This is a genomic window from Salipiger thiooxidans (genome assembly GCF_900102075.1).
Classification (GTDB): Bacteria; Pseudomonadota; Alphaproteobacteria; order Rhodobacterales; family Rhodobacteraceae; genus Salipiger; species Salipiger thiooxidans.
Window position 1 is genome coordinate 450,441 of sequence record NZ_FNAV01000001.1, and the last position, 12,016, is coordinate 462,456.

10 protein-coding genes are annotated in these 12,016 nt (G+C 67.0%); 6 read left to right on the forward strand and 4 right to left on the reverse strand.

The features are described 5' to 3' along the window. Positions 1-118 precede the first annotated feature (118 nt). The 4 genes from BLQ77_RS02190 to BLQ77_RS02205 all read right to left on the reverse strand — a co-directional run bounded on the left by BLQ77_RS02190 (position 119) and on the right by BLQ77_RS02205 (position 4,898). The gene (locus BLQ77_RS02190) at positions 119-2,800 is read right to left on the reverse strand and encodes an ATP-binding protein (protein ID WP_089954789.1); all 2,682 of its coding nucleotides are present in this window, start codon (positions 2,798-2,800) and stop codon (positions 119-121) included. After that, the gene (locus BLQ77_RS02195) at positions 2,797-3,114 is read right to left on the reverse strand and encodes a hypothetical protein (protein WP_089954792.1); all 318 of its coding nucleotides are present in this window, start codon (positions 3,112-3,114) and stop codon (positions 2,797-2,799) included. The genes BLQ77_RS02190 and BLQ77_RS02195 overlap by 4 nt, the downstream gene beginning before the upstream one ends. Beyond that, entirely contained in the window at positions 3,111-3,485 is a 375-nt protein-coding gene (locus tag BLQ77_RS02200) for a response regulator transcription factor (protein WP_008885529.1), read from the reverse strand. Before BLQ77_RS02200 ends, BLQ77_RS02195 begins: the two co-directional genes overlap by 4 nt. Positions 3,486-3,587: 102 nt before the next feature. Beyond that, positions 3,588-4,898 (reverse strand): helix-turn-helix transcriptional regulator, encoded by a 1,311-nt coding sequence (locus tag BLQ77_RS02205; protein ID WP_089954795.1) that lies wholly within the window; start codon positions 4,896-4,898, stop codon positions 3,588-3,590. 223 nt (positions 4,899-5,121) lie between these two features. Between BLQ77_RS02205 and BLQ77_RS02210 the strand changes: the two genes are divergently transcribed. The 6 genes from BLQ77_RS02210 to acs all read left to right on the forward strand — a co-directional run. Next, positions 5,122-6,468, forward strand: coding sequence for a substrate-binding protein (locus BLQ77_RS02210; protein WP_008885706.1), 1,347 nt, complete (start codon positions 5,122-5,124; stop codon positions 6,466-6,468). 106 nt (positions 6,469-6,574) lie between these two features. After that, the gene (locus tag BLQ77_RS02215) at positions 6,575-7,606 is read left to right on the forward strand and encodes a branched-chain amino acid ABC transporter permease (RefSeq protein WP_089954798.1); all 1,032 of its coding nucleotides are present in this window, start codon (positions 6,575-6,577) and stop codon (positions 7,604-7,606) included. A gap of 3 nt (positions 7,607-7,609) precedes the next feature. Continuing rightward, on the forward strand, positions 7,610-8,812 hold the full coding sequence (locus BLQ77_RS02220) for a branched-chain amino acid ABC transporter permease (protein WP_089954802.1): 1,203 nt from the start codon (positions 7,610-7,612) through the stop codon (positions 8,810-8,812). An 11-nt stretch (positions 8,813-8,823) separates the two neighbouring features. Continuing rightward, positions 8,824-9,579, forward strand: coding sequence for an ABC transporter ATP-binding protein (locus BLQ77_RS02225; protein ID WP_008884700.1), 756 nt, complete (start codon positions 8,824-8,826; stop codon positions 9,577-9,579). A gap of 12 nt (positions 9,580-9,591) precedes the next feature. After that, complete coding sequence (locus BLQ77_RS02230) at positions 9,592-10,347, forward strand: ABC transporter ATP-binding protein (protein WP_008883571.1); 756 nt, start codon at positions 9,592-9,594, stop codon at positions 10,345-10,347. Positions 10,348-10,503: 156 nt separating this feature from the next. Next, positions 10,504-12,016: acetate--CoA ligase (acs, locus tag BLQ77_RS02235; RefSeq protein WP_089954806.1), on the forward strand; the 1,513-nt coding region annotated here is incomplete at its 3' end.

Consider the following 12,016-nt stretch of genomic DNA (forward strand, 5'->3'; position numbering starts at 1 on the left):
TCTCCCATCACCTCAACGGCCTGTTCTCCGGCTGACTCCCGGGAGTGTATGGCGGGATAAGGTTACCAAGCACTTTAGTGCGCGCGGAAAGTTCACGTTTTGGGCCAATGCCCCCGGGCTACTGCGCCGCCATGGCGATGCGCGCCGGAAGCGTGACCCGGAACGCCGCCCCGCCCTGCCCCGGCAGGTAGCGGATCTCGCCCCCGAGCCGGGTGATGATCTGCCGGCAGATCGCGAGACCCAGACCCGCGCCCCCGGCCTTCTGGTCGCTAACCCGGCTGAATTTCTCGAAGATCACGTCCTGCGCCTCGCTCGAGATGCCAGTGCCGTTGTCGACGAAATCGATCACCAGCCGGTCGCCCTGCCGCACGCGGATCTCGAGCATCGGGCGCTCGGCATCGCAGTATTTGCGGGCGTTGGCGACGAGGTTGATGAACACCTGGCTGAGCCGGTCGAGGTCGGTGTTGAGCCAGACGTTCTCGGCCCCGCGGTCGCGCCGGATCCGGAGCCGCGCGCCATGCTCGTCCGCCGCCGCCGCGGCCACCGCCCGGTCGAGCACATCCGACAGCCGCCCCTCGCGCAGGTTGAGGTTCACCTGCCCGTTCTCGAGCACCGAGAGGTCGAGCAGATCGTCCAGCAGCCGGGTCAGGCGGATCGCCTCGTCATGGATGATCGAGGCATATTTGCTCTGCTCCTGCGGCTTCAGCCCGGTGGTGTCGCGCAGGATCTCGGAAAACGCCCGGATCGAGGTCATCGGCGTGCGCAGCTCGTGGCTGATCTGGCTGAGGAAGGCGTCCTTCTGAACCGAGAGGCGGGTGAGCTTGGCGTTGGCCTCGCGCAACTGGGCAGCAGTGCGCGCCAGCTCCTGCGACTGCGCCTCGAGCCGGGCGGAGTATTCCATCAGCTGCGCGGTCTCGTCCGCCACCGCCATCAGGTCCTCGACCGAGACCGACATGCCGCCGACGATCTGGCCGACCATGGCGTGGGCCGTGGCGGCCCCGACCGAGCCCGCCAGCTCGCGCTCGAGCGTCTCGAGGAAATCCGGCGTCGGCGCGGGCAGCGTGCCGCCAAGCCCCTGAAGCTGCGCCTCGCGCTCGAACAGCGCCTGCGCGTCGCGGGCACCAAGGATGCGCTGCGCCATGATCATCAGGTCCTCGGCCTGCGCCACCCGTCCGGTCCAGCTGCGCGGCGCGGCGGAGTGTTCGAAGACGTTGACGAACTGCGCCCCCTGCAGCCGCTCGAGCGGTTGCGGGAAACTCGCCAGCGAGGCCAGCACGAAGCCCCCGGTGTTGAGGATCAGCGACCACACCACCGCGTGCAGCAGCGGGTCCATGCCCTCGATCCCAAAAAGCGCCTGCGGCCGCAGCCAGCCGATCCCGAAGGGCCCCGCCGCGATCCATGCATCGGGCAGGAAGACCCCGGCCCCGAAGCTCGGCAGGAAGAGCGTGTAGCCCCAGCAGCCGAAGCCCAGCGTCAGCCCGGTCAGCGCCCCGATCCGCGAGGCGCCGCGCCAGAAGATGCCGCCCAGCATCGCGGGCATCACCTGCGCCATGCCGGCAAAGCTCACGAGGCCGATGGAGGCCAGACCCGCGCCGCCACCCGTGAGCCGATAGTAGAGATAGCCCAGCATCACCACGCCGATGATCGACAGCCGCCGCGCCAGCAGCACGACGCTGCGCACGTCGCCCGAGACCTTGGCGCCGCCGCCCGCGTAGCGCAGCCAGAGCGGCATCACGACATGGTTCGACACCATCGTCGACAGCGCGATGGCCGCGACGATCACCATCGAGGTGGCCGAGCTGAAGCCGCCGAGGAAGGACAGCACCGCGAGCCCGTCCTGCCCCACGCTGAGCGGCACCGTCAGCACGAAAAGGTCCGGGTTCGAGCCCTGGGGCAGCATCTCGAGCCCGATGACGGCGATGGGCACGACGAAGAGGCTCATCAGGCCGAGGTAGAACGGGAAGGCCCAGCTGGCGGTGCGCAGGTGGGTCTCGTTGTCGTTCTCGACCACCAGCACCTGGAAGATCCGCGGCAGGCACAGGAACGCGGCGGCCGAGAGCATCATCAGACCGGCCCAGCGTCCGCCGTCGATCTGCCACGCGCCCAGCGGCGAGGCGTCGATCTTCTGCAACGCGCCCGAGACCCCGCCCGAGAGCCCCCAGACCACGAAGACCCCCACCGCGAGCAGGGCAAACAGCTTGACCACAGCCTCGACCGCGATGGCCATGACGACGCCGTTGTGGCGTTCGTTGGCATCGAGGTTGCGGGTGCCGAAGATCACCGTGAAGAGCGCCAGCCCCGCCGCGACCCAGAGCGCGGTGTGGCCCTGCTCCTCGCCGGTCGGCAGGTCGCCGACACCGAAGACCTCGAAGCTGAGGGTTACCGACTGCAGCTGCAGCGCGATGTAGGGCGTCGTTCCGACCACCGCGAGGATGGTGACGCCCACCGCCAGCAGGTTGGACTTGCCGTAGCGCGACGAGATCAGGTCGGCGACCGAGGTGATGCGCTGGCTGCGCCCGATGCGCACCAGCTTGCGCAGGATCCACCACCAGCCGATCAGCACCAGCGAGGGACCGAGGTAGATGGTCAGGTACTCGAAGCCCGAGCGCACCGCCGAGCCGACGGCGCCGTAGAAGGTCCAGGCGGTGCAGTAGATCGACAGCGACAGCGTGTAAACGATGGGCGAGCGCAGCCAGCGCGCCTGCCCGCGCATCGCCGCCCGCTCGGCCACGAAGGCGATGGCGAAGAGGAACACCGCGTAGGCGCTGCAGACCGCGACCAGCGTGTTGAGCATGGTCATGGCGCGCCCCCCGAACCTCCCGGGACGCCGGTGCCATCGCGCTCGGGGTCGCCCTCGCGGGCCTGAACGCTCAGCCGCCACGACAGCAGGCCGGCGCCCAGCACCAGCAGGCCCCAGACGCCGAAGAGGTAGATGATGGCGCTTGACGACCGCACCGCGGCGCCGTTCTCGGGCCAGAGCAGCGGGATCATCCAGAGCAGCGTGCCGATGAAGGGCAGCACCCGCGCCGCGTCGTTCACCCTCCGGCGGCGGTAGGACTGCCGTTCGAGGAACACCGGCGGCTTGCCCCGGCGCGGAAGGTCGCTGTCGCTCACGTCACCCGCGCCATGAGCGAGCGCACCGTTTCGAGCATCTCGGAGTTCGAGAAGGGCTTGGTCATGAAGGCCGAGACACCGGCACGCTCGGCCATCTCGCGGTCGCGGGACTGCCCGCGCGCGGTCAGCATCAGCACCGGCAGCTCGGCGGTGGCCGCATCCTCGCGCAGCTCGCGCAGGATGTCGTAGCCGCTCTTGCCCGGCAGCATCACGTCGAGGATCAGCAGATCGGGCCCGACGGCGCGCAGCCGGTCGTTCGCGGTGGTGCCGTCCGAGTGGGTCTCGACCGCCAGCCCTTCGCGCGACAGGATGAAGCTGATCGCCTCGATGATGTTCGGCTCATCCTCGATCAGCATCACACGTTTCGACATTCCACCCCTTTCCCCCGGCCCCGGGCGCAAGGTCCCGGGGGGCCGAAGCTATCCTCCCCCTGTAAAAAACTTATCGCCAATGTGGCGGCGGCTGTCAAAAGATCAAAAGCCCTGCTGCGCAGCGTCACCCAGCAACGAGGGTTCGCGCCGCGCCGGGCAGCTCACGCGCGGGCAGATGCGGCAGGTGATGCCAACCGGCTCGGCGGGCTCGGACTGGCGCGGCGGAGAGGGCGCGATCATCATGTGCGCCTCGAACACCGGCTCGCGGTTGACCCGGGGCGGCCCCGAGGGCTGGGCAAAGGCGATGGCGGTGACGGCGCCGCTCTGCCGCCCGGCGGATTGCAGCACGCGGCTCAGCACCGACATCGGCCGGCTGAGCGCGGCGAAGAGCGGCCAGAGCGGGCAGTCCGCCCCGAAGCGCGGGATCGGGAAGTCGGGCAACGGGCGGCGGAAGGTGAACACCCCCGAGGCGTCGCAGATCGCCAGCCCCACCGGGCCACAGGCGGCGGTCCGGGGCAGCGAGGCGAGCCTGCGCATCGCCCGTGCCGGATCGGTGCCGAAGCGTTGCGCCAGCGCCAGCGCATCGGTGCCGGTGACCACCACCGCCTCCATAACCCGGTCCAGCGGCATCGCCTCGGCATCCGCGGCATAGCGCGTGAAGGCCCGGCGCAGGAGTGCCCGGGCGGTGGGCGAGAGCTCCGCCCCCAGTTCCTGCGCGACCAGCTCGGGCGCCGCGCCCGCGTCGAGCGGAGCGATGTGGTAATCCGCGGCCTCGAACAGCGCCTCCACCTCTTCCTGCGGCGTACCACGCTCGGCCGCCGCCTTGCCCTCGGCCTCGAGATAGGAGGCAAGGCTGCGGCTGCTCTCGGCCAGCCGGGCGCTGTCCTCGTAGATGTTGCGGTGGAAGCGGCGTTGCCAGTCCGGGTCGATCTCGCCCGGCTCTGCGAGGATCGAGGCGGTGGAGCGGATCGAGGTCACCGTCGACAGCATCTCGTGCAGCGCATCGGCGAGATGCGGGTCGTGGGCGAGCCGGTCGGTCAGCGCCTCGACCGAGCGTTCCAGCGTGTCGATGCGCGCCCGGCTCTCGGCCAGAAGCCGCGCCCAGCCGGGGAAGCGGCCCGCGAATTCGTCCAGACGGTCGAGCTCGGCCCCCGCCTCATCCGCGCGCAGCGCCGCCTCGCGCAGGGAGGCGATCAGCGTCGCCTCGGCGCCTTCGGTCAGGACCGAGGGCTCGACCCCGAGTATTTCGGCGATATCGAGCAGCAGTTTTCCGCCGATTCTGCGCCTGTTGTGTTCAATCAGATTAAGATACGAGGCAGAGATACTCGCACGACGCGCGAGTTCCGCCTGCTTCATCCCGAGGATGTTTCGGCGTTCCCGGATCCGCGAACCGGTCAGCGTATCGCGAGCCATTCCCCTGATTTCCTGTCTTTTCAACGCATTTCTGCGGCGCGACATAAGTTTATTTACAGATTACTATGGCACACTGTTCATTCGTTGACAAAAAAATTGTGCGCTCGAAGGGAGTTGTTGATCGGTTTACGTATACTGGCAAATACTGATTTTGCACTGGAGGGTGCATGCGTCGCCGGGAGAGGAGCCTGGCCTCGCGACTTCAAAATTTGGGAGGAATTTCATGTCCAAGACGACATTGTCTCGTCGTGGGTTGCTGAGAACTGGTGCCGTTGCGGGCGCCGGTGTGGCGCTGCCGACGATCTTCACGGCCTCTTCGGCCCGCGCCTTTACAAACGAGCCCACCGGCGGCTCGGTGACGCTCGGCTTCAACGTTCCGCAGACCGGCCCCTACGCCGACGAGGGCGCCGACGAACTGCGCGCCTACGAGCTGGCGGTCGAGCATCTGAACGGCGGCGGTGACGGCGGCATGCTGAGCACCTTCTCGTCCAAGGCGCTCGACGGCACCGGCATCATGGGCAAGAAGGTCGAGTACGTGACCGGCGACACCCAAACCAAGTCCGACGCCGCCCGGGCCTCGGCCAAGTCGATGATCGAGAAGGACGGCGCCATCATGATCACCGGCGGGTCCTCGTCGGGCGTCGCGGTGGCGGTGCAGGGTCTCTGCCAGGAGGCGGGCGTGATCTTCATGGCCGGCCTCACCCACTCGAACGACACCACTGGCAAGGACAAGAAAGCCAACGGTTTCCGTCACTTCTTCAACGCATACATGTCGGGCGCGGCGCTCGCGCCGGTGCTGGCCAAAGCCTATGGCGGCGACCGCAAGGCCTATCACCTGACCGCCGACTACACCTGGGGCTGGACCCAGGAAGAGTCGATCAAGGCCGCGACCGAGGCGCTCGGCTGGGAGACCATCGAGACCGTCAAGACGCCGCTCGCCCAGACCGACTTCTCGTCCTACATCGCGCCGGTGCTGAACTCGGGCGCCGACGTGCTGGTGCTGAACCACTACGGCGGCAACATGGTGAACTCGCTCACCAACGCCGTGCAGTTCGGCCTGCGCGAGAAGCAGGTGAACGGCAAGAACTTCGAGATCGTGGTGCCGCTGTTCTCGCGCCTGATGGCACGCGGCGCGGGCGAGAACATCAAGGGCATTCTCGGCTCGACCAACTGGCACTGGTCGCTGCAGGACGACGGCAGCAAGGCCTTCGTCAAGAGCTTCGGCACCAAGTACGGCTTCCCGCCGTCGCAGGCCGCGCACACCTGCTACGTGCAGACCCTGCTCTACGCGGATGCCGTGCAGCGCGCCGGCTCCTTCGATCCCTGCGCCGTCGCCGAGGCGCTCGAGGGCTTCGAGTTCGACGGGCTCGGCAATGGCCCGACGCTCTACCGCGCGGAAGACCACCAGTGCTTCAAGGACGTGCTCGTGGTGCGCGGTAAGGAGAACCCGACCTCGGAATTCGACCTGCTCGAAGTGGTCGAGATCACCCCGCGCGGCCAGGTCGAATACGCCCCCGATCACCCGATGTTCGCAGGCGGCGCCCTGGGCTCCTGCAACCCCGGCGCCTGATCCCCGGCACATCCGGCGGCGCAGACCCGCGCCGCCCCTCACGCAGCGTTCCCGGCCTGACCACCGGGAGCGCCCATCCATCCTTTGACCTCGAAGGCCACGGATCATGGACGCAATCATTCTTCAAATCCTGAACGGGCTCGACAAGGGGTCGGCCTATGCGCTGATCGCGCTCGGGCTCACGCTCATCTTCGGCACGCTGGGGGTCGTCAACTTCGCCCACGGCGCCCTGTTCATGATCGGCGCCTTCTGTGCCGTCACGCTGAACCGGCTGCTGACGCTCTCGCACCAGGTGGTCGACGAGACCCGGACGGATTTCCTCGGCAACCCGCTCAAGGTCGACATCCCCTACGTGCAGGACCTCTTCGGCGAGGCCGCCGGCGCCACGATCATCGACTGGTCGGTGCCGCTTGCCATCCTGTTCTCGATCCCGGTGATGATCGTCATCGGCGTCGTGATGGAGCGCGGGCTGATCAAGCATTTCTACAAGCGCCCGCACGCGGACCAGATCCTCGTGACCTTCGGCCTTGCCATCGTGCTGCAGGAGATCATCAAGCAGCTCTTCGGCGCCAACCCGATCCCGACCCCGGCCCCCGAGGTGTTCCGCGGCTCGCTCGATTTCGGCGTGATGCTGGGCTTCGATCCCAACGCGATCATCTACCCGTACTGGCGTCTCGTGTATTTCGCCTTCGCGGCCATCATCATCGGCGCGGTCTTCGCCTTCCTGCAGTTCACCACCTTCGGCATGGTCGTCCGCGCCGGGATGGCCGACCGCGAGACCGTGGGCCTGCTCGGCATCAACATCGACCGGCGCTTCACCATCATGTTCGGCCTTGCTGCCGCCGTCGCGGGGCTGGCGGGGGTGATGTACGCCCCGATCAATTCGCCCAACTACCACATGGGCATGGACTTCCTCGTCCTGAGCTTCGTCGTGGTGGTCGTCGGCGGCATGGGCTCGCTTCCGGGAGCCGTGCTCGCGGGCTTCCTGCTGGGCATCCTCGAGAGCTTCGCCTCGATGAACGAGATCAAGGCGATCCTGCCCGGGATCGACCAGATCATCATCTACCTCGTCGCCATCATCATTCTGCTGACCCGTCCGAGGGGCCTCATGGGCCGCAAGGGCGTGATGGAGGACTGAGCCATGTTCGGACTCGGAAAAAAAGACGTCACCCTGTTCCTGATCGTCGCGGTGATGGCGCTGTTCGCGCCATTCATCCTGAACCCCTTCCCCACCGACAGCGGGCTGGCGCAGTTCAACGCAGGCTACCCGGACCTGATGCAGCGCTTCGTGATCTTCGGGATCCTCGCCATCGGCTTCAACATCCTCTTCGGCCTCACCGGCTACCTCAGCTTCGGCCACGCGGCCTTTCTAGGCGTGGGCAGCTACGCGGCGGTGTGGATGTTCAAGCTGCTCAGCATGAACGTGCTTCCGGCCATCGTGCTGTCGATGGTCGTCTCGGGGCTCTTCGCGGTGGTAATCGGCTACGTCAGCCTGCGCCGCTCGGGGATCTACTTCTCGATCCTGACGCTGGCCTTTGCGCAGATGAGCTACAACCTCGCCTACTCGGTGCTGACGCCGGTCACCAACGGCGAGACCGGCCTGCAGATCACCCTCGACGACCCGCGCGTCCTCGGCCAGTCGGCCACCGCGGACGGGGGAATCCCGGTCACCAACCTCTTCGGCCTCGAGATGCGCAGCTTCGAGACCCTGGACATCGGACCCTGGGCCTTCCAGTTCTCGGTCGGCTACTACGTTGCCGCAGTGATCATGCTGATCTCCTTCTACCTCGCGATCCGCATCTTCCGCTCGCCCTTCGGCATGACCCTGAGGGCCATCAGGTCGAACCAGAACCGGCTCTACTACACCGGCCTCAACGCGCGCCCCTACACGCTGGCGGCCTTCGTGATCTCGGGCATGTACGCGGGCCTCGCTGGCGGGCTGCTGGCCTGCATGGACCCGCTCGCGGGCGCCGAGCGGATGCAGTGGACCGCCTCGGGCGAGGTGGTGCTGATGACCATCCTCGGCGGTGCCGGCACCCTGATCGGGCCCGTGCTGGGCGCGGGCTTCATCAAGTACTTCGAGAACATCTTCTCGAAGATCAACGACCAGGTGGTGCACGGCTGGGTGTCCTTCCTGCCTGACGGGCTCGAGGATTTCGTGGTCGCGCTGATCCACCCCTTCGTCGGCAAGGGCTGGCACCTGACGCTGGGCCTGATGTTCATGCTGATCGTCATCTTCCTGCCCGGCGGGCTGGTCGAGGGCGGGCAGCGCATCGCGCGCCGCCTCCGCCGCAGGCCGGCGGAAGAGCCCGCCAAGTCCGCCAGCACCGAACCCGCTGAATGAGGAGAGCGAGAATGGGCATTCTTGAAGTCAAGGACGTCAACAAGCGCTTCGGCGGGCTGAAGGCGCTGACCGACGTGAACCTTTCGGTGACAGAGAACACGGTCCACGCCATCATCGGGCCCAACGGGGCCGGCAAGTCGACGCTGCTGAACTGCCTCGTCGGCAAGCTGATCCCCGACACCGGCTCGGTGATGTTCGACGGCCACTCGGTGCTCGGGCGCAAGCCGTTCGAGATCAACCAGATGGGCATCAGCCGGGTGTTCCAGACGCCGGAGATCTTCGGCGACCTGACGGTGATGGAGAACATGATGATCCCGCTATTCGCCCGGCGCGACGGGGCTTACCGGCTGCACGCCTTCCGCTCGGTCGCAAGCGAGGCCGAGCTGCGCGAACGCGCCGAGGCGATGCTCGAGGACGTCAACATGCTCGACAAGCGCAACATGCACTCGGCCTCGATGTCGCGCGGCGACAAGCGCCGGCTCGAGATGGCCATGTGCCTCGTGCAGGAGCCGCGGCTGCTGCTGCTCGACGAACCGACGGCGGGCATGGCGCGGGCGGACACCAACAACACCATCGACCTGCTCAAGGAGATCAAGGCCAAGCGCGACATCACCATGGCGATCATCGAGCACGACATGCACGTGGTCTTCAGCCTCGCCGACCGGATCACCGTGCTCGCGCAGGGCACACCGCTGGTCGAGGACGTGCCGGAGAACATCAAGGGCCACCCCAAGGTGCAGGAAGCCTACCTCGGCGAGCACGCGTAAGGAGACGGGACAATGAACGTCAGACCGGACTTTTCCAGGCACGGCAACAAGGCCGAGACCGCGCCTGCCTTCCTCTCGGTGTGGGACATGCATTCCTACTACGGCGAGAGCTACATCGTGCAGGGCATCAGCTTCAACGTGCACGAGGGCGAGATCCTGGCACTGCTGGGACGCAACGGCGCGGGCAAGACCACCACGCTGCGCTCGATCGCGCGGCTCGGGACGCCGCAGGTGCAGCGCGGCGAGATCTGGCTCGACCACAAGCCGCTCCACAACATGGCCTCGCACGAGGCGGCGATGAATGGGCTCGGGCTGGTGCCCGAGGACCGGCGCATCATCCCCGGCCTCACCGTCGAGGAGAACCTGCAACTGGCGCAGATCGCGCCGCCCGTCGGCTGGTCGATCGAGCGGCTCTACGACCTTTTTCCCCGCCTCGGCGAGCGCCGCAAGCAGGAAGGCGTGACCCTCTCGGGCGGCGAGCAGCAGATGCTGTCCATCGCCCGGGCGCTGGCCCGCGACATCAAGGTGCTGCTGCTCGACGAGCCCTACGAGGGGCTTGCGCCGGTGATCGTCGACGAGATCGAGAAGACGCTGCGCCACATCAAGGAGCAGGGCATGACCACGATCATCGTCGAGCAGAACGCGGTACGCGCGCTGCAGCTGGCGGACCGGGCGATCATCCTTGACACCGGATCCATCGTCTTCGACGGCACCGCCGCCGAGGTGCTCGAGAACGAGAGCCTGCGGGCCGAGTACCTCGCGATCTGAAGGCGTCGGGCGCGCGGCGGGTCGTCACCGCGCGCTCGCGCAATATGTCGGAAATTTCAGCGCATGCTGCTGAAACATTCCACCAAATGCCTATTGCCTTCGCCTGCCTCCCGCGTTTCCCTTGGTGGAAAGAACTCGTGGAGGAGGAACCACACCATGTCCGTCACCTACCCGCCGTCATCCGACTTTGTCTCCGGCGCGCATGTCGACGCGGAGCGGTACGAGGAGATGTATGCGCGCTCGATTTCGGACCCGGACGGGTTCTGGGCGGAGCAGGCGCAGCGGCTCGACTGGATGGCCCGGCCCACCCGCATCAAGGACACCTGCTTCGATTTCGGCAAGGTCTCGATCAAGTGGTACGAGGACGGCGTGCTCAACGTCGCCTACAACTGCATCGACCGCCACCTGAAGACCCGCGCCAACCAGACCGCGATCATCTTCGAGCCCGACAACCCCGAGGACCCCGCCCGCCACATCACCTATGCCGAGCTCTACGACAAGGTGAACCGCATGGCCAACGTCCTGCTCAGCCAGGGCGTCATGCGCGGCGACCGCGTCGTCATCTACCTGCCGATGATCCCCGAGGCGGCCTACGCCATGCTCGCCTGCGCCCGCATCGGCGCCATCCATTCCATCGTCTTCGCCGGCTTCTCGCCCGACGCGCTTGCCAACCGCATCAACGACTGCGGCGCCAAGATCGTCATCACCGCCGACACCGCGCCCCGCGGCGGCCGCCGCACCGCGCTCAAGTCCAACACCGACGCCGCCCTCCTGCACTGCTCGGACAAGGTCCGCTGCCTCGTGGTCAAGCATACCGGAGACCAGACCACCTGGATCCAGGGCCGGGACGTCGACCTCAACTACCTGATGGAACACGCGGCCCCCGACTGCCCGCCGCGGCCGATGAATGCCGAGGACCCGCTGTTCATCCTGTATACCTCGGGCTCGACCGGCAAGCCCAAGGGGGTTGTGCACGCAAGTGGTGGATATCTGGTTTACGCCGCCATGACCCAGGAGATCACCTTCGACTACCACGAGGGCGACGTCTACTGGTGCACCGCGGACGTGGGCTGGGTCACCGGCCACAGCTACATCGTCTACGGACCCCTCGCCAACGGCGCCACCACGCTGATGTTCGAGGGCGTGCCGACCTGGCCCGACGCCAGCCGCTTCTGGCAGGTCTGCGAGAAGCACAAGGTCAACCAGTTCTACACCGCCCCGACGGCGCTGCGGGCGCTGATGGGCCAGGGTGACGATTTCGTAACCGGTTGCGACCTATCCTCGCTGAAGCTGCTCGGCACCGTGGGCGAACCCATCAACCCGGAGGCGTGGAACTGGTACAACGACAAGATCGGTCAGGGCCGCTGCCCGATCGTGGACACCTGGTGGCAGACCGAAACCGGCGGCCACCTGATGACACCGCTGCCCGGCGCCCATGCCGCCAAGCCCGGCTCGGCGATGAAGCCGTTCTTCGGGGTCAAGCCGGTGGTGCTGGAACCCACCAGCGGCGAGGTGATCGAGGATCGCCCGACCGAGGGCGTGCTGGCCATCGCCGACAGCTGGCCGGGGCAGATGCGCACGGTCTGGGGTGATCACGAGCGCTTCGAGCAGACCTATTTCCAGCAATACAAGGGCTACTACTTCTCCGGCGACGGCTGCCGGGTGGACG

Excerpts from the sequence above, each read along its gene's own strand:
- BLQ77_RS02190 (WP_089954789.1), bottom strand. The coding sequence starts at position 2,800 with ATGACCATGCTCAACACGCTGGTCGCGGTCTGCAGCGCCTACGCGGTG.
- BLQ77_RS02230 (WP_008883571.1), top strand. The coding sequence starts at position 9,592 with ATGAACGTCAGACCGGACTTTTCCAGGCACGGCAACAAGGCCGAGACC.
- BLQ77_RS02205 (WP_089954795.1), bottom strand. The coding sequence starts at position 4,898 with ATGGCTCGCGATACGCTGACCGGTTCGCGGATCCGGGAACGCCGAAAC.
- BLQ77_RS02220 (WP_089954802.1), top strand. The coding sequence starts at position 7,610 with ATGTTCGGACTCGGAAAAAAAGACGTCACCCTGTTCCTGATCGTCGCG.
- BLQ77_RS02200 (WP_008885529.1), bottom strand. The coding sequence starts at position 3,485 with ATGTCGAAACGTGTGATGCTGATCGAGGATGAGCCGAACATCATCGAG.
- BLQ77_RS02210 (WP_008885706.1), top strand. The coding sequence starts at position 5,122 with ATGTCCAAGACGACATTGTCTCGTCGTGGGTTGCTGAGAACTGGTGCC.
- BLQ77_RS02225 (WP_008884700.1), top strand. The coding sequence starts at position 8,824 with ATGGGCATTCTTGAAGTCAAGGACGTCAACAAGCGCTTCGGCGGGCTG.
- BLQ77_RS02215 (WP_089954798.1), top strand. The coding sequence starts at position 6,575 with ATGGACGCAATCATTCTTCAAATCCTGAACGGGCTCGACAAGGGGTCG.